Origin of the sequence: Hyphomicrobium sp. (genome assembly GCF_047600905.1) — a bacterium.
Lineage (GTDB): Bacteria > Pseudomonadota > Alphaproteobacteria > Rhizobiales > Hyphomicrobiaceae > Hyphomicrobium_B.
Map to the genome: position 1 here is coordinate 3147416 of NZ_JASGKD010000001.1, position 17430 is coordinate 3164845.

Annotated in this window: 17 protein-coding genes; 4 read left to right on the plus strand and 13 right to left on the minus strand. The window is 61.2% G+C overall.

Features of this window, described 5'->3' with window-relative positions:
* Positions 1–41 precede the first annotated feature (41 nt).
* Positions 42–1343 (plus strand): MFS transporter, encoded by a 1302-nt coding sequence (locus QM780_RS15145; protein WP_415071276.1) that lies wholly within the window; start codon positions 42–44, stop codon positions 1341–1343.
* On the opposite strand, the gene radC is transcribed toward QM780_RS15145, so the two are convergent.
* The 3 genes from radC to rplS all read right to left on the minus strand — a co-directional run bounded on the left by radC (position 1340) and on the right by rplS (position 3780).
* Positions 1340–2101, minus strand: a complete 762-nt coding sequence (gene radC, locus QM780_RS15150) for a RadC family protein (RefSeq protein ID WP_415071277.1) — start codon at positions 2099–2101, stop codon at positions 1340–1342. The genes QM780_RS15145 and radC overlap by 4 nt on opposite strands.
* Before the next feature lie 15 nt (positions 2102–2116).
* A complete protein-coding gene (gene map, locus QM780_RS15155; protein ID WP_415071278.1) occupies positions 2117–2938 on the minus strand; it encodes a type I methionyl aminopeptidase in 822 nt (273 codons plus the stop codon).
* A gap of 149 nt (positions 2939–3087) precedes the next feature.
* Positions 3088–3780 (minus strand): 50S ribosomal protein L19, encoded by a 693-nt coding sequence (rplS, locus tag QM780_RS15160; protein ID WP_415071279.1) that lies wholly within the window; start codon positions 3778–3780, stop codon positions 3088–3090.
* 288 nt (positions 3781–4068) lie between these two features.
* On the opposite strand from rplS, the gene QM780_RS15165 reads away from it, so the two are divergent.
* Positions 4069–4413: a hypothetical protein gene (locus tag QM780_RS15165; RefSeq protein WP_415071280.1), complete on the plus strand. Its 345-nt coding sequence runs from the start codon at positions 4069–4071 to the stop codon at positions 4411–4413.
* A gap of 120 nt (positions 4414–4533) precedes the next feature.
* On the plus strand, positions 4534–4926 hold the full coding sequence (locus QM780_RS15170) for a hypothetical protein (RefSeq protein WP_415071281.1): 393 nt from the start codon (positions 4534–4536) through the stop codon (positions 4924–4926).
* Between the two features lie 263 nt (positions 4927–5189).
* On the opposite strand, the gene QM780_RS15175 is transcribed toward QM780_RS15170, so the two are convergent.
* The 10 genes from QM780_RS15175 to hrcA all read right to left on the minus strand — a co-directional run bounded on the left by QM780_RS15175 (position 5190) and on the right by hrcA (position 16563).
* Positions 5190–6863 (minus strand): L,D-transpeptidase family protein, encoded by a 1674-nt coding sequence (locus QM780_RS15175; protein WP_415071282.1) that lies wholly within the window; start codon positions 6861–6863, stop codon positions 5190–5192.
* Between the two features lie 135 nt (positions 6864–6998).
* The gene (gene trmD, locus QM780_RS15180; RefSeq protein WP_415071283.1) at positions 6999–7727 is read right to left on the minus strand and encodes a tRNA (guanosine(37)-N1)-methyltransferase TrmD; all 729 of its coding nucleotides are present in this window, start codon (positions 7725–7727) and stop codon (positions 6999–7001) included.
* 166 nt (positions 7728–7893) lie between these two features.
* Entirely contained in the window at positions 7894–8181 is a 288-nt protein-coding gene (locus tag QM780_RS15185; protein ID WP_415071284.1) for a DUF1330 domain-containing protein, read from the minus strand.
* Between the two features lie 112 nt (positions 8182–8293).
* On the minus strand, positions 8294–9301 hold the full coding sequence (locus QM780_RS15190) for a L,D-transpeptidase family protein (RefSeq protein WP_415071285.1): 1008 nt from the start codon (positions 9299–9301) through the stop codon (positions 8294–8296).
* Positions 9302–9435: 134 nt separating this feature from the next.
* The gene (pyrF, locus tag QM780_RS15195) at positions 9436–10245 is read right to left on the minus strand and encodes an orotidine-5'-phosphate decarboxylase (RefSeq protein ID WP_415071286.1); all 810 of its coding nucleotides are present in this window, start codon (positions 10243–10245) and stop codon (positions 9436–9438) included.
* Between the two features lie 209 nt (positions 10246–10454).
* Positions 10455–11054, minus strand: a complete 600-nt coding sequence (locus QM780_RS15200) for an NADPH-dependent FMN reductase (protein ID WP_415071287.1) — start codon at positions 11052–11054, stop codon at positions 10455–10457.
* Positions 11055–11148: 94 nt separating this feature from the next.
* Entirely contained in the window at positions 11149–12297 is a 1149-nt protein-coding gene (dnaJ, locus tag QM780_RS15205) for a molecular chaperone DnaJ (RefSeq protein WP_415071288.1), read from the minus strand.
* A gap of 158 nt (positions 12298–12455) precedes the next feature.
* Positions 12456–14381, minus strand: coding sequence for a molecular chaperone DnaK (gene dnaK / locus QM780_RS15210; RefSeq protein WP_415071289.1), 1926 nt, complete (start codon positions 14379–14381; stop codon positions 12456–12458).
* Positions 14382–14733: 352 nt separating this feature from the next.
* Positions 14734–15381, minus strand: coding sequence for a nucleotide exchange factor GrpE (gene grpE / locus QM780_RS15215; protein ID WP_415071290.1), 648 nt, complete (start codon positions 15379–15381; stop codon positions 14734–14736).
* Positions 15382–15471: 90 nt separating this feature from the next.
* Entirely contained in the window at positions 15472–16563 is a 1092-nt protein-coding gene (gene hrcA / locus QM780_RS15220) for a heat-inducible transcriptional repressor HrcA (protein ID WP_415071291.1), read from the minus strand.
* 151 nt (positions 16564–16714) lie between these two features.
* Between hrcA and rph the strand changes: the two genes are divergently transcribed.
* Positions 16715–17428 carry a ribonuclease PH gene (gene rph / locus QM780_RS15225; protein ID WP_415071292.1) on the plus strand — a complete coding sequence of 238 codons (714 nt, stop codon included), beginning with the start codon at positions 16715–16717 and terminating at the stop codon, positions 17426–17428.
* Positions 17429–17430: the final 2 nt, after the last annotated feature.

The window sequence follows — 17430 nt, forward strand, 5'->3', positions numbered from 1 at the left end:
GGGCGTGCTAAGGTTGCGGAAAAACAAGGGGGAAAGCCAGCGTGCAGGATGCCAAGGCCGCGCCGGGCCTGAGCTTCGGCCAGCGAATCAGAGCCATCCTGATCGGCTCGTCGGGCAATCTGGTCGAGTGGTACGACTTCTACGTTTACGCAGCCTTTTCGCTTTATTTCGCCAAAGCCTTCTTTCCGGAGGGCGATCAGACGGCGCAGCTTCTGAACACGGCGGCGATCTTTGCCGTCGGCTTTCTGATGCGGCCGATCGGGGCGTGGCTGTTCGGGCGGATGGCCGACCGGCATGGGCGGCGCATTTCGCTGACGGCGTCGGTGCTGTTGATGTGCTTCGGCTCGGCGATGATCGCGGTGACGCCCGTTTACGCAACGATCGGGGTCGCGGCGCCGGTCATTCTTCTCATCGCGCGCATGATCCAAGGATTGAGCCTCGGTGGCGAGTACGGAACGAGCGCGACCTATCTTTCCGAGATGGCGACAGCGAAGCATCGCGGCTTCTATTCGAGCTTCCAGTACGTGACTTTGATCGGCGGTCAGCTGACGGCGATGCTGGTCCTGATCGTGCTGCAGAAGCTGGTGCTGACGGCCGGGCAGCTTGAGACGTGGGGCTGGCGGATCCCGTTCGCGATCGGAGCGCTGCTCGCGCTTATCGCCTTCGTCATGCGGCGCGATCTCTACGAGACGGAATCGTTTACGCGCGCGAAACGGCGCGAGGGTTCGCTGTCGGCGCTGCTGCAGCATCCGCGTGAAGTCGCCATCGTCATCGGCCTGACGATGGGCGGGACGCTGGCGTTCTATACCTACACGACCTACATGCAGAAATTCCTGGTCAACACGGCGGGGTTTTCGAAAGACACGGCGACGCTGATCTCGGCGTCGGCTTTGTTCGTTTACATGCTTCTGCAGCCCGTCGTCGGCGCGCTGTCCGACAGGATCGGCCGGCGGCCGGTGCTGATTACTTTCGGCATTCTTGGCACGCTCACGACGGTGCCGATTTTGACGGAGCTCGCGCGCGTGCGCGATGCGTGGGATGCGTTTCTGCTCGTCGTCGCAGGACTTGCGATCGTGTCCTGCTATACGGCGATCAATGCAGTCGTGAAGGCAGAGCTTTTTCCAACCTCGATCCGGGCGCTGGGCGTCGGCCTGCCTTACGCGCTGACGGTTGCGCTGTTCGGCGGTACCGCGGAATGGGTGGCGCTTTGGCTGAAGCAAGCTGGGCATGAAACGTATTTCTACTGGTACGTTTCGGGCTGCATCGCGCTGTCGCTGATCGTCTACGCGACGATGCGGGATACGCGGGATGTTAGTGAGATCGATAAATTCAGCGGCGCCTAGATCAGCTTCAGCGCCTTCAAACTCGCGTGGCCGTTGCGGCCAACGATGACGTGATCGTGGACGGTGACGCCCAAAGGCCGAGCAGCATCGATGATCTGTTTCGTCATGTCGATGTCGGCGCGCGATGGTGTCGGATCGCCGGAGGGATGATTGTGCACAAGGATGATCGCGGTCGCTGATAATTCGAGCGCGCGCTTCACCACTTCGCGGACGTAGACGGGTGTGTGATCGACCGTGCCGTGTCCCTGCACCTCGTCGGCGATGAGCTGGTTCTTTTTGTCGAGGAACAGAATGCGGAACTGCTCGCGTGTTTCGAAGCCTTGCGCGAGGCGCAGGTAATCGATGACGCCGCTCCACGAGGTCAAAGCCGAGCGCGACTTGATCTCGCCTTTGGTCAGGCGCTCGGCGGCGGCCTTGATCAGTTTTAATTCTTCGACGGCGCGGTCGCCGACGCCTTCGATTTCCTTCAGTCGTTCGGGTTGAGCGGAAACGACTTCGGCGAACGATCCGAACCTCGTTAGCAGGCGCTTGGCAATCGGCTTGGTATCGATCCGCGGAAAGGCGCGGAACAGGATCATTTCGAGGAGTTCGTAGTCCGGCACCGCATCGGCGCCGCCATTCTGAAATCGTTCGCGCAGACGGCGGCGATGGCCGTGGCGGTCGTCGGGTTCGTTTTTCGGCTTCTCATTCGCCGGGGCAAAGAATGTCGGCTGCTCTTCGGCGCTTGTCCTGTCGCGAGACCCCCCGGAACGCGACATCGCCTTTACTCCCGATTATGCGGCGTACGGCGGGTAGTGATAGCCGGCGGGCGATTCCGTGAAGATCTCGCAGCCGGTTTCAGTGACGCCCACCGTGTGCTCGAACTGGGCGGAGAGCTCGCGGTCGCGCGTGACGGCCGTCCAGCCGTCGGCCAGGATCTTCACGTGCGGCTTGCCGAGGTTGATCATCGGCTCGATGGTGAAGAGCATGCCGGGCTCGAGCACGGTGCCTTCGCCCGGATCGCCGTAGTGCAGGATGTTCGGACGGTCGTGGAAGACGCGGCCGAGGCCATGGCCGCAGAAGTCGCGGACGACGCTGCAGCGCTCGCCTTCGGCGAAGCGCTGAATGGCGGCGCCGATGTCGCCGGTGGTGTTGCCGGGTTTCACGACGGCGATGCCGCGCATCAGCGATTCATAGGTGACATGCATCAGCCGTTCGGCGCGGCGAGAGACCTCGCCGACCGGGTACATGCGGCTGGTGTCGCCGTGCCAGCCATCGACGATCAGCGTGACATCGATGTTGACGATGTCGCCGGTGCGCAGCGGCTTGTCGTTCGGCATGCCATGGCAAACGACGTGATTGATCGAGGTGCAGGTGGAATAGCGGTAGCCGCGATAGTTCAGCGTCGCGGGAATGGCGCCGTGGTCGAGCGCGAAAGAGAGCACAAGCTCGTCGATTTCAGCCGTGGTGACGCCGGGCTGAACGACGGGTACGAGCATGTCGAGCGCTTCGGCCGCCAACCGGCCCGCCTTGCGCATTGCCGCGAAAGCGTCCGGGCCATGCAGCGGGATCTTGCCGTCGCGGCTGGCTGTTTTGGTGACTTCGATGTTGGACATGGAACTCCACGGCGGGGCTGTTTTCGCCAGTATATGTAGTGCGAAACCGGCGCCAATGAAATACGTGGCCGATCGTTGCGACACCCAAGCAAAAAGCGCCGGGAATTCCCGGCGCTTTGCACTTTCGGCAAATCTTGCGGAGGCGGCGATTACTTCGCTTCTTCGGCAGGGACCTCGGCGGCGGTGATCTCGGCGAGCAGCCGCTGGGCCTGACCGACCCAATCCTGTTTCTCGATCGCGCCCTTGAGGTTCAGCGTCTCGTCGAGGTTGGCGATATCCTCATCCGAGAGGTTCGCGATCTGCTCGATCTTGTAGGCGTTGAGCTGCTTCAGGCGGTTCTGCAGATCGACGTCGATGCCTTTGATCTGCGTCAGATCCTCAGCCTCACCCTTCGGCTTCTTGAAGCCCTTCCAGGCGGCGTTCAGGCGGCGGGCACGAGCGTCGGTGCGCTCGAAAATGCGGGCGGCCTTACCGCGGCGGCCACGGAGATAGTAAAGCTTCGCACGGCGGACCTTGCCGCGGCGAAGAACCTCGATCTCGGCAATGAAGGGCGAATAGATCGGGAAAACACGCTCGACGCCTTCGCCGTAGGAGATCTTGCGGACCGTGAAGTTCTCGTTGAGGCCGGCGCCGGAGCGGGCGATGACGACGCCCTCGTAGGCCTGGAAGCGGACGGTCGGTTCTTTCTCGACCTTCTTTTTCTTGTCTTTGGGGTCGGCTTCGGCGGCTTCGACGACTTTCACCATCACCTTGACGGTGTCGCCAGGGCCAAATTCGGGGACGCCTCGCTTGGCGAGAATAGCGTCCATCTGCTCGCGCTCGAGCTGCTGGATAAGGTTCATCTTGTTGATTCCATTTCGTTTTTTGATGAAGCAGAGGATCGGCTTGGCGTCTTTGACGACCCGAGCCGGTCATGCAACCCCGAAGGGCAACCCGTTTGAGGGGGAATATCGTTGGCGCGGGTGATAGCCGAAGAGGCCGCATTTGTCGAGTGGGGTGGGCGAGGCGGAGACGTTGGCGCGGCATCCTCGTCGCACGGCCCGAAGCCCGGGGTGTCATCAGCGGAACTGCGGCGGGCCAAGAGAACGGCGGAGTTTGGAGAACCGCAACTCTTCAAAGGAGATCCTGCAATGACGACGCAGATCGCATTCATCCTCTGTTTCGGACTCATCCTAGGTTCGGAGCTTCTTTTCTACTGGTTCACGCGCCGCCCGGCATCAGGGGCCTTTTTCGGCTCGGAGCTCGAGCGGGCGCAGAGGAAGGTACAAGTCGCGCGGGTCCTGGGCGCTACGCTCTTTTTCATTTCGTCGCTCGGGAAACTGGGAATCTATTTTGGATGGATCCCACCGGATGTCCGGCACAATTTTCTTCCGCTTCTGGGCCTACCATTTCTGCTGGCCATCGCCCATTACTTCAAAGCGCGTTGGAATGTGAAGCGCATCAAAGACGCTGCTGGAGGGGGAGTGCTAAGCTAGGTTGCGTGGGACAGATTCGAATTGCCACAGTCGCACAGGCGCGATCAATCTCTTAAGCCTCGAACGGACATAGAGACCGTTCCATCTGCTATGCTTCTAAGGCGCGAATCACACTCGGAGGTGGGAATGGCCGACTGCCCGCTCGTCATCATTCGTTGGCTCGACAGCCGGCAGCCCAGCGGCCAGTGGCGTTATCTGTCGGCGCTGCCAGAGGCCCGGCCGGTGGAAGTCGCGACGGTCGGATGGCTTGTGCGGGACACTCTCGACGTCAAGGTCATTTGCCAGAGCGTCGGCGATCTCGAATACCCCGAAAAAGCACAAGCGAGCGGGATCATGACGATACCCACTCGCTGCGTCCTTTCGATCGAAAGGCTGACGGAAGTAGAACGCGGAACTAACGCTTTTGCTGCCCCTGGTTCTGCTGGTTCGGCTGATTTTGCTGGTTCTGGGCATTTTGCTGCGATCTCTGATGATCTGGAGATTGCGACAACACTGACGCTGCAAGCTCTTTGATCTCTTCAGAGTTTAGAGACTGGGGGTTCGATAGCGCTTTCGAGGCTATCGAACTTACTCGGGCAGACGTTTTCTCATTCTGAGCCATGACAGTTACTCACTTTCTCAAAATTGAGGAACCAACTTACTTGCGCAAGCAACTGATCACGTTGCGATGCGGGAGTCGCTGCCGCGTTCCAAGTTATCCACCGATTAGTTCGTATACGCAGAAAGCGCCGATTTCAGCGTGTGATCACGCTAGCGGCGAAAATTTCGCTGCAACGTCAGTAGTCTAAGCCGAGGGCGTTGCCGATGATATTGCCGAGCGTTGCATTTTTGCTGGCGGGATAGCGGTCGTCGTCGTCATCGATATTGCGGCTCTTGGCAGCCAAGGCCTCGGGGTTGAAGTCGGGCTCTACGGGCGCGAGATGGTCGCGGCCCTTGTTGATCCTGTTCCATTGGCCGTCGAGCGCCTGGGTGATGCGCTTTTCGTGGCCGTAGATGTCGGAGAAGGTTTTCAGCTTGCCGTCGTCGGTCACCCAGGCGGTGAAGTAGACGATGTGAATCGGGATTTCCTTGGTGATCGGAATCTCGTTGTTGAGCGGGCCGGAGCGATCGAGTTCATCGACCTTGGCGGCATCCCAGCCCTTATCCTCTTTGAGGATCATCTTGGCGAGTTCCATCGGCTTCCAGACGCGGAGGCAGCCGTGGCTGAGCGCACGGGTCGCGGGTTTGAACATCCATTTGTCCGGCGTGTCGTGCATGAAGATCGTGTGCTGGCTCGGGAACGAGAACTTCACGTGCCCGAGCACGCTCTTCGATCCCGGCGGCTGCAGGACTTCGTAATTACGGATGTCGGTCGAGCCCCAGTCGGTCTGCCGCCAGTCGATGACGCGGGCGCCGTCCTTGGTGCGGATCTGCAGGCCGTACTTGCCCATCATGCCGCCGCCGCGGATGAGGTTCGGCCAAAGCTCGTTGACCATGATGCTTTCGGGCACGCGCCATGCGGGGCGCAGCACCACATATTTCAATGGCCGTGAAAAGATCGTCGTCTGCTTGTCGACGAGGCCGGCGACGATCTTTTCGGAGCGAACGATCTGGCCGTCCTTGTAAACATACTGCATGAACTCGGGGACGTTATTCAGGACGTAGAAATCGCCCATGTTGGGCCACATCCAGCGCCACTCTTCCATGTTGGCGCGAATGCGTTTGGCCGCTGGGCTCAAGCGTCCGCTGCCGTCCTTCGGCAGCATCGTCAGATAGATCTGGCGCAGCTTCTCGAACTGCGGCTGTTGCGGCTCGAGGCTGCGCAGATAGGCGTCCGGCTCATGGGTGGCCGCGAGCGCCTCGATGATGATTTTCGGGTCGATCCATTGCGGGCGGCGATCAAGGTTCGTCGTCAGCTGCTCGGAGGGATCGGGAATGCGGCCGCCGCGCGCGTCGCGGGCGTAGAGCAGGGCTGCCTTCGAATACATGATCTCGGCGTCGGCGAGGGAGTCGGTGTCCGTCATCGAGAGTGCGCCGTCGGCGAGCGTGGGAAGCTTGAAGCGCGCGACGTCGAGCGCGTAATTGCCGGCGTTTGCAATTTCAGCGGCAAGCGCCTTGGCCTCGAGCTTCACGCCTGATGCCGTCACCCACAGGGCTTCGCCGTGGCGGGCGGCGTAGAAATCGACGAGCGCCTTTTGATCCTTGAGGTCGTGCTCGTCGTCGGCGGCAGGTTCGGCGGCAAGCTTGGCGCGCGCGGCCGTCAGCACCGGGTCATCCTGGATTTGAGGCGCAGCGGCGACGGGAGCAGGCTCCACAGGCGGCGTCGCGGCGGGCTCTGCTGTTGCTGCATTCTGCGGAACCGCAGCTGCGTCCGGGTGCGCCGGCTCGGCCGGCATCGGATCGGCCATCGCAGGGCATGCGAGCAGCATCGCAGCCGATACGCCAGCGAGCAGTTTTTTATAGCTTCCCATTGCCGTCTCTCGATTGGTCACGCGCACGTGCCGAGAGTTCCGTCCGCATGGCCGGTGGCACGGCCAGCGAATCTTTCCCCCGCGGTATTTGCCCAAGAAATCCTGGCCGTGCAAAGGCGAAGCGGTGACCGGCTCTCACTTTCGGGAGCGGGTGGGATCAATAAGATCCGGGCGGCGGGCGGCCGTCAGGGCTTCCGACTGGCGCTGCCGCCAGTCCGCGATTTTCTTATGATCGCCGGAGAGCAGAATGTCGGGAATGGCGCGCCCCTGCCATTCGCGGGGTTTGGTGTACTGCGGATATTCGAGCAGTCCCGTCTCGAAGCTTTCGCTCGTCAGGCTTTCGCTGGCGCCGAGGACGCCGGGGAGGAGGCGAACGCAGGCCTCGATCAGGACCATGGCGGCGACCTCGCCACCGGCCAGCACGTAGTCGCCAATCGATATTTCGCGCAGGCCTTGCGCGTCGATGACGCGCTGATCGACGCCTTCGAAGCGGCCGGCGAGCAGCGTTACACCCGGCCCTTCGGCGAGGTCGCGGGCGAGTTTCTGGGTCAGAGGCGTGCCGCGCGGCGACAGATAGATCAGCGGCGCATCGGGCGAGCGTTCGCGGGCATGATCGAGCGCAGGGCCCAAGACGTCGGCGCGCAGCACCATGCCGGCGCCGCCGCCTGCGGGCGTGTCATCGACCTGACGATGGCGGCCCAAACCGAAGTCGCGAATTTGAATGGTGTCGAGCGACCAGATTTGAGCTTCGAGCGCCTGTCCGAGCAGCGAGATACCGAGCGGCCCCGGAAACATCTCCGGAAACAGCGTCAGCACCTGCGCTCGCCAGGGTGGCCGTCCGTCGCTGGTCGGGAAGTGGGCCATTTATGTTGTCATCCTCGGCTTCATGCCGAGGATCCATCGTGCAATCGCGTTATTGCCCGATGGATGCTCGGGACAAGCCCGAGCATGACATTGCTGGAGCTTGCCTGTCTCTCAACTTCCGTCATGCCGACGGAGGTCGGCATCCAGCCAATTGTCGGGGTCGACGTCAAACACCCTCGACGATGGTCATGTGCATGGTACCGGCGCCCTGGCGAAGGGCTTTTGCCTCGGCATATTCGGACGAAGTGGCGTACCCTTTTGCGTGTTCGTAGCTCGGGAACTCGAGGATGACATTACGGGCCACGCCCTCGCCTTCGATGGTTTCGCTTTTGCCGCCCCGGGCGATGGGCTTGCCTTCGAACTTGTCGAGAGCGGCCTTCGTCTTAGCGGCGTACTGAGCCCACTTATCTGGGTCGGTGACGATGGAGCGGGCGATAACGTATCCCTTGGGCATTGGCTTCTCTTTCCTTGAACGCGGCATGCGCGGGTGTCCGGACGGGGCAGCCATAGCCGGATGCATGCCGTTTCGGCAACCCAGTGCGGCGGAAAGAGGGATTTTCGCGGCGCTATTTAGCGATCGACTGGAGAGCGCCGAGGGAGGTGTCGCTGCTTGTTGCGATCGACTGCTTGCGCGGCGCGGGATTTGCTGTCGGCGTGCTCGACGTCGTGCCGAGGATGTAGTCCTCCCAGCCGGGGCTCGCAACTTGGACACCCTTGAGCTTCTGGCCCTTGGCCTCCAGACCCGGATCGGCTTTCGCCAAACGCTTTTTGATGCGCGGCGATAGCGGGGCGAGGCGCTTGCCGATGAGCGCCGGGCAGGCGGCGTTCGGATCGTCGCCGACGGGCATCAGCGGATTGACGACATAGCGCCTGCCGCACATGCCGATCTCAGGCCGCTCACGCGTGCGGGCAAAATCGTCGTAGGCTTCTTTCAGGGGTTGCCAGGTGTCGCGCGCCGGATTGTCGGCATGGCGGGCCATATTCGCCGCCGTCATGCGGAAGGGGAAGACGTGGACTGGCACGGAGGATTCTCCGGCCGCGAGCGAATCTCGGACAAACGCGTAGATCTCTTCGATGCCCTGATCCGACATCGCAAAGCAGCCGACGCTTTTGCAGTCGCCGTGCACCATGATGAAGCTGCCGGTGCGGCCGAGGGCGCGGTCGAGAGCGTTCGGATAGCCGATGTTGAAGGCGAGATGGTATTTGCTGTCCGGTTTCAGCGCGCCGGGCGTCACGCGGTAGAAGCCCTCCGGCGACATGCTATCGCCCATCGTGCGCTTGGGTCCGAGCGTGCCGCCCCAATTGCAGACCGGGAACGTTTTGACGAGGGCATAGCGGCCGTTGTCGCGGGCCTTCCAGACTTCGAGCTCGGATTCTTCCTTGAAGACGCGGATGTAGACCGGGGCTCCGGTCGGAATGTCTTTGAGGAGAAGGGCTGCTTCGACAGAGGAGGGCAGCGGCTTTTCGGCGGCCTGCTCGTCGGCCGACGCGACCGGCGCCAGAGCTTGGATTGCGACCGCGATCGCCATGGCGACGAGGCGCATCTGCCGGGTAAAGAACCAAAGCCAACGCATACTGTCCGTGAACCCCACCAACGCTTAACCATCATGGACCGCCCAGTTGATCGCCAATGACGGTTAAGGAGAGGTAAACGGTGAAGTGTGCGCTGGGCGTGGTGAGAGATGGGCGATGATGAGGCAGGTTGGAATCAGTGACGATCGCTGATACGCGCTGCGCACATCTCGCGAACAATCTGACGGGCAACGGCGGCCGGATCATTCGCTTTGTAAATCGGACGGCCGACGACAATGTATGACGCACCAGCTTCCATCGCTTCTGCTGGGGTCATAGTCCTTGTTTGATCGCCAATTTCGCTGCCTGCTGGGCGAATGCCCGGAACCTTGATAATGAAATTTGAATTGGTGACTTGTCTGATGGATTTTGCTTCGTGACCGGATGCGATGACACCGTCAAAGCCTTCCTCTTCAGCCATTTTTGCGCGATGAACTGCAAGTTCCAGCGGCGTCTGGCCAAACACGCCTTCCTCTCGCAAGTCATTTTCATCAAAGCTTGTAAGAACAGTCACTGCAAGTAGCTTTAGATTCTGTTCTCGCTGACTGTTCCTTCCGGCGACAGCAGCACGAAGAGTTTTGCGGTTAGTCGCATGCACCGTAAGAAATTGGAACCCGGAGCTAGCCACGTTCGCGACTGCTCGTTCGACGGTGTTTCCAATGTCTAGGAGCTTCATGTCCAGGAAGACTTGATGTTCTTCCTCGATGAGGTCTCGTGCAAATGCGAGACCTCCTTTGCTCATCACCAACTCAAGTCCAACTTTGAAAACTCCAGCGCTGTCCCGAAGTTTGGCGCAGAGCTTGCGAGCATCTGGAACGGTCGGTGCATCTAGCGCGACAACAAGTTTACTTTTAGCGTCCTGCTCGCTCAGGTGCGAGAAAGATTGACGAACCACTTCGCCTTCCCAATTTTGGAATCCAGAATCGCTCAAGGCATCCAGTGCCATGTTAGTCCCCAGTTTATCGGGCTAAAGCGCGACGCGAAACTGCGTGCGTAAGACGCGCGACTTATACGTTAAGCGGAAGCGAATCAAGCTGGGCAGCTAGATTTCTGACTCACCGATCAATTGTTAACAACCATTGATCGTCCGAAAACTCGTTGCTGTGATTCAATTGACGCAGTGATCGCGTCTGGAACGAAACGTAAACAAATTGTTTAACCGTGCAGCACGCGCGCCGCCCGCGCGAGTCTTTGAATAACGGCTTTGAACTGCTCCGTCTGGTCCTTGTTCTTCAGGTGTCCGTGTTCGTCGAAGGCATCGGCAGCACGCGGAAGCAAGAACTGGTTGGGCAGAACGAACGCGCCGGTGCCAAGTTCCAGCATCAGACGCAGTTGCGAAAGCCCGCGCAATCCGCCCATGCCGCCGTTCGAGGCCGCACCGAGCGCGAAGACGCGCGTGCGGAAGACTTCGAGCGGGCCTTCGCCGTCGTCGCGGATGTGACTGATCCAGTCGAGCGTGTTTTTCAGAAGCGGCGTGAACGAGGCGTTGTATTCCGGGCTGACGATGAAAATGCCGGTGTGGGCCATCATCAGGTTCTTGAGCTTGTGAGCGTTGTCGGGCTGGCCGGAAGCGGCTTCGAGATCGCCGTCGTAGATCGGCATCGGATAGTCGGCGAGGTCGGCGAAGGTCGAAGGAATGCTGTTGGCTTCGGCGATCATGGCGCCGAGCTTCGCCACGCGCTTGTTGAACGAGTTCTGACGGGCGCTGCCGGCGAAGAAGAGAAGACGCGGGTCGGGCGCAGAAGCGTCGGTCATCGGGATTCAAAGTCCGGGTGTAAAAGCGAGAGGCGTTTGCGGCCGGACCCTAGCGGCTTTTGAGCCCTTGGCAAGGTTGCGGTTTGCCGACGGCTCAGCCGCTCTTGCCTTCGAAGAACTCTTTGACGCGCGAGAAGAAGCCGGCGCTTTCGGGGCTCGTTTCCTTATGGCTCGCGCGTTCGAATTCTTCCAGAAGCTCGCGCTGCTTGCGCGTGAGGTTCTTCGGCGTCTCGACGTCGACCTCGATGTACATGTCGCCGGAGACTTTGGCGCGCAGCACCGGCATGCCTTTGCCGCGCAGGCGGAACTGCTTGCGGCTTTCGGTGCCTTCGGGAATTTTCACGCGCGTGGTCGTGCCTTCGAGTGTGGGCACGTCGATCTGACCGCCGAGCGCGGCCGTCGTCATCGAAATCGGCACCTTGCAGAAGATGTCGGCGCCATCGCGCTGAAAGAACTCGTGCGCCTTGATGGACAGGAAGATGTAAAGATCGCCGGGCGTGCCGCCGCGAAGACCGGCTTCGCCTTCGCCAGCGAGCCTGATGCGCGTGCCGTCCTCGACGCCGGCCGGAATATTGACCGACAGCGTCCGTTCCTTCTGGACGCGGCCGGAGCCGGTGCAATCGGAACAGGGATCGTCGATCATCTCACCGCGACCCTGGCAATGCGGGCAGGTGCGCTCGATGGTAAAGAAGCCCTGGCTGGCGCGGACTTTGCCGATGCCGCCGCAGGTCGTGCAGGTTTTGGCTTTGGTGCCGGGCTTGGCGCCCGTACCGGAGCAGGTCTCGCATTTGACGCTGGCGGGAACGCGGATTTGCGCGGTCTTGCCGGTGTAGGCTTCGGTCAGCGAGATTTCGAGATTGTAGCGGAGGTCGGCGCCCGCTTCGCGTCCGGAACGGCCGCCGCGCGCCTGGCCGCGCCGTCCGCCCATGAGGTCGCCGAAGAGATCATCGAAGATGTCGGACATCGAGGAGGCGAAGTCTGGGCCGAAGCCCGGGCCACCGCGGCCACCCATGCCGCCTTCGAAGGCAGCGTGGCCGAACTGATCATAGGCGGCGCGCTTCTGCGGATCTTTCAGCGCTTCGTAGGCTTCGTTGACTTCCTTGAAGCGGCGTTCGGCTTCTTTGTCGCCGGCATTGCGATCCGGGTGGTATTCCTTCGCGAGCGAGCGGTAAGCCGATTTTATTTCGATTTCGGTGGCGACCCGCTTGATGCCCAAGACTTCGTAGTAATCGCGCTTAGCCATGATGCGCTGTTCTATGACCCGTTGATGCCATGTTGATGGGCTGCGAAAGTCGCAACAATAACAAGCAATTATCTCAATTTTTCGCCCTCAGGCCGGGCGTTGCACCTGGAAAGAAGCGGGTGCCACGATAACCTGAGGGCGAATCTTGGATTCGACTCTTAAGCCGATTTCTTCTTGTCGTCTTTGACTTCTTCGAAATCGGCATCGACGACGTCGTCGCCGCTGGACGAATTCTCGGACGACGCTTCAGCGCCACCCATGCCTTCGGCACCACCCTTAGCCGTGTAGACGGCCTCGCCGATCTTCATGGCGACCTGGGTCAGCGCGGTCGAGGCAGAGCGGATGGCTTCGGCATCTTCACCGGCGATGGCGTCCTTGGCAGCCGTGATGGCGGCTTCGACTTCGCCCTTGATCGCGGCGACGGCCGGGATCGAGCCGTTCTCTTCGAGCGACTTCTCGGTGCCGTGGATCAGGGCTTCGGTCTGGTTGCGGACCTCGACCAGCTCACGCCGCTTCTTGTCCTCGGCGGCATGGGCTTCGGCGTCCTTGACCATCTTGTCGATGTCGGCGTCGGAGAGGCCGCCCGAGGCCTGGATGCGGATCGACTGTTCCTTGCCCGTCGCCTTGTCCTTCGCGGAAACGTGGACGATGCCGTTGGCGTCGATGTCGAAGGTGACTTCGATCTGCGGCACGCCGCGCGGCGCCGGTGGAATGCCGACGAGGTCGAACTGGCCGAGGATCTTGTTGTCGGCGGCCATTTCGCGCTCACCCTGGAAGACGCGGATGGTGACTGCGTTCTGGCTGTCTTCGGCGGTCGAGAAGGTCTGGCTCTTCTTCGTCGGGATCGTGGTGTTGCGGTCGATCAGGCGCGTGAACACGCCGCCCAGCGTCTCGATGCCGAGCGACAGCGGGGTCACGTCGAGCAGGAGAACGTCCTTGACCTCGCCCTGCAGAACGCCGCCCTGGATCGCAGCGCCGATGGCGACGACTTCATCCGGGTTGACGCCCTTGTGCGGCTCCTTGCCGAACAGCTGTTTGACGACTTCCTGAACCTTCGGCATGCGCGTCATGCCGCCGACGAGAACGACTTCGTCGATCTCGGCAGCCTTGAGGCCGGCGTCCTTCAGAGCCTTTTCGCAAGGCGCTTTGGTGCGGTTGATCAGGCCATCGACGAGGCTTTCGAGCTTGGCGCGCGTCAGCTTCATCGTCAGATGCTTCGGGCCGGTTGCGTCGGCGGTGATGAAGGGCAGGTTGATTTCGGTCGAGGGTGCGCTCGACAGCTCGATCTTGGCCTTTTCGGCGGCTTCCTTCAGACGCTGAAGCGCGAGCTTGTCGGAGCGCAGGTCGATGCCCTGCTCTTTCTTGAACTCGTCGGCGAGGTAGCTGACGAGGACCATGTCGAAGTCTTCGCCGCCCAAGTGCGTGTCGCCGTTGGTCGACTTCACTTCGAAGACGCCGTCGCCGATTTCGAGAATGGAAACGTCGAAGGTGCCGCCGCCGAGGTCGTAGACAGCGATCGTCTTGGCGTCCTTCTTCTTGTCGAGGCCGTAGGCGAGCGCTGCCGCCGTCGGCTCGTTGATGATGCGGAGGACTTCAAGGCCCGCGATCTTGCCGGCGTCTTTCGTCGCCTGGCGCTGGGCGTCGTTGAAGTAAGCGGGAACGGTGATGACCGCCTGCGTGACCTTCTCGCCGAGCTTGGCTTCAGCGGTCTCTTTCATCTTCTGCAGGATGAAAGCGGAGATCTGCTGCGGGGAATATTGCTTGCCGTGGCTTTCGACCCAGGCGTCGCCGTTGGCACCCTTCACGATCTTGAACGGAACGAGTTTCTGGTCCTTCTGGACTTCAGGGTCGTCGTAGCGGCGGCCGATCAGGCGCTTGATCGCGAAGAACGTGTTGGTGGGGTTCGTGACCGCCTGGCGTTTGGCCGGCAGGCCGACGAGACGTTCGTCATCGGCGGTAAATGCAACGATCGACGGGGTGGTATTGGCGCCCTCGGCGTTTTCGAGGACCTTCGGCTTGCCGCCGTCCATGACGGCGACGCACGAATTGGTCGTGCCGAGGTCAATACCGATAACTTTTGCCATTACAGTAATCCTTCTCAGTTGCGGCAGACCGGGTGGACCCTATTTGGCATCCAACGTGCTCCCCAACGAGAGGTTAGAGGCACCGGTCCCCAGGATTTCAATTGTGTGACCGACGGTTATATAGGCGCCTGTTTTGGGCGTGCAACGCTTCTTATCCCCTCAATGGATCAACTTTATCGCCTTTGGATTGCGCCCATCCGGCTTTGCCCGCTTTGACCTAAAGCATCGATTTGTGTGCTTTTTTCCGCGATTGAAGCGCCAGCAGGCGGCTAGGCGGCAGGGCTTTGCTTTCTTTTCAGCGTTTGCAAAGTCCTAACGCGGTAACGTCGTCGCAGGCGGGCGGTCCAGCCGCTCAAGCGTCGGCTTGAGGCGGCTCTTTCGCCGTAGCCGATGCGGTGTCGTCGGTCTTGGCGGGCTTTGGTCCGCCACGCGAGACGACGACCATCGCCGGACGCAGGTTGCGGTCATCGATCATGTAGCCGACCTGATAGACCTGGAGCACGGTTCCGGCCGGGACGGACGTATTTTCCTGCTCCATGACCGCCTGATGGTGATGGGGATCGAACGGCTTGCCGGTCGGATCGATGATGCGGACGCCGTGACGCTCAAGCGCCGATTTATAGTCGCGCTCCGCCAGCGTCACGCCATCGAGCAGCGATTTCAGCGCGGGGTCGGTCTCGACAGCGTCCTTCGGCACGGCGGCGATGGCGCGCTGGAAATTGTCGCCGACCGAGAGAATGTCCTTGGCGAACTTGGTGATGGCGTATTTGCCGATGTCTTCCTTTTCCTTTTCGAGACGGCGGCGGACGTTTTCGGTCTCGGCAACGGCGCGCAGGTACTGATCCTGCTTGGCCGCGATTTCGGCGGACTTCTTTTCGAGATCGGCCTGAAGGGCAGCGATCATGGCTTTGAGTTGCTCGACGCCGACCTCGCCCCCTTCCGCGGAGGCAGCGGGGCCCGGTTGGCTCGTCTCGTCGATGGCCTTCTTGTCGTCGCTCATTTTTCTCTTCGCTGGAAAGGCTGTGCAAATTCCGGTGCCGGGATATCGGCCGCCGGGCCGTAAAAATCAAGGCGGTTGGGCTGCGTGGGATCAGCCGATCAGGCGGCTGACGAGCTTGGCGGTATAATCAACCATCGGAATGATGCGGGCGTAGTTAAGCCGCGTCGGACCGATGACGCCGAGAACGCCGACGACATGGCGCGTCTGGTCCCGAAATGGGGCAACGATCAAGGATGATCCCGACAGCGAAAACAGCTTGTTCTCCGAGCCGATGAAAATGCGGACGCCATCGGCGATTTCGGATGCGCCCAGCAACTCGACGATATCTTGCTTGGACTCGAATGCATCAAAGAGCTGACGGATGCGCTCGAGGTCTTCGGCGGCGGTGACGTCTTTGAGAAGATTGCTTTGCCCGCGCACGATCAGGCTCTTGCGATCATCCGACACGCCCGACCATTCGGCCAGGCCCGCCTGGATGACCTTCTGCGTCAGCTGATCGAGCTCGGCCTTAGCGGCACTCAGCGATTTTTCGAGTTCGGCTTTGGCGTCGGTCAGCGTCAGGCCGCGCAGGTGGGTGTTCAGGTAGTTCGATGCTTCCTGCAGCGCCGACGGCGGCAAACCTTCGGGCAGCGTGATGATGCGGTTTTCGACGTTCTGGTCTTCATCGACGAGGATGACGAGGCCGCGGCCGGGTTCGAGCGGCACGAATTCGATATGGCGTAGGCGGGCGACCTGCTTCTCGGCCAGCACCACGCCGGCGCAGCGCGACAGGCCCGACATCATCTCGCCGGCCTCAGCCAGAAGCTGGTCGACCGACTTGTCGCGGCGGAAAGCGATCTGGGTTTCTATCTGGCGGCGTTCTTCGGGTGTGACGTCGCCAACCTCGAGCAGGCCGTCGACGAACAGGCGGAGTCCGAGCTGGGTCGGCAGGCGGCCGGCGGAGGTGTGCGGCGAGACGATGAGGCCCAGCTGCTCCAGGTCCGACATGACGTTGCGGATCGAGGCGGGCGATAGCGCGATAGGCAGGGCGCGCGACAGGTTGCGGGAACCGACAGGTTCGCCCGTCGCAAGGTAGCTCTCGACGATGCGCCGAAGGATGGTCCGCGACCGCTCGTTAAGCTTTTGCAGTGGGGTTTTGCCGTCCAGCAGGGTCGCGGCCACGATTTGCTCTTCTATGCGCATCGGTAAAATCTATGAATGACGGGCCTCTACGTCAAATATTGCGCCGCCGGGCGGCCCGGCGCACCCCCCATTTCGACTAAAGGTTTCCGGTTGAAGGCCGGGGGGGCCTTCATTAGGGTCGCGGCCGCAATACCAACAATTCAGGGAACTCATGCGACCTTCCAAACGCAAGCCAGACGAGTTGCGCCGTGTTTCAATCGAGCGGGCCGTTTCCAAATACGCCGAGGGCTCCTGCCTGATCAAATTCGGCGATACCCATGTTCTTTGCACGGCGAGCTTGGAAGAGCGTCTCCCGCAATGGCTGAAGGGGCAGGGCCGCGGCTGGGTGACGGCCGAATATGCGATGCTGCCGCGCTCGACGCACGACCGGACCCGGCGCGAGGTCACGAGCGGGCATCCTTCCGGCCGGACCCAGGAAATCCAGAGGCTGGTCGGACGGGCGCTGCGCGCCGTCGTCGATCTAACGAAGCTCGGCGAACGGCAGATCACGGTCGACTGCGATGTCATCCAGGCCGATGGCGGCACGCGGACGGCGTCGATCACTGGAGCATGGGTGGCTCTGCATGATTGCATCCAATGGATGAAAATGCGCGACATGGTGAAAGACACCGTGCTTCGCGATCATGTGGCCGCCGTCTCGTGCGGGCTCTACAAGGGAGAGCCGGTGCTCGATCTCGATTATGCCGAGGACAGCAACGCGGATGCCGATTCCAATTTCGTCATGACCGGATCTGGCGGCATTGTCGAAATCCAGGGCACGGCGGAGACGACACCGTTCACGGAAGAGAAGTTCACCGAGTTGATGGGGCTTGCCAAGAAGGGGATCGGCGAACTCGTTCAGCTTCAGAAGCTCACGGTCGCTTGAGG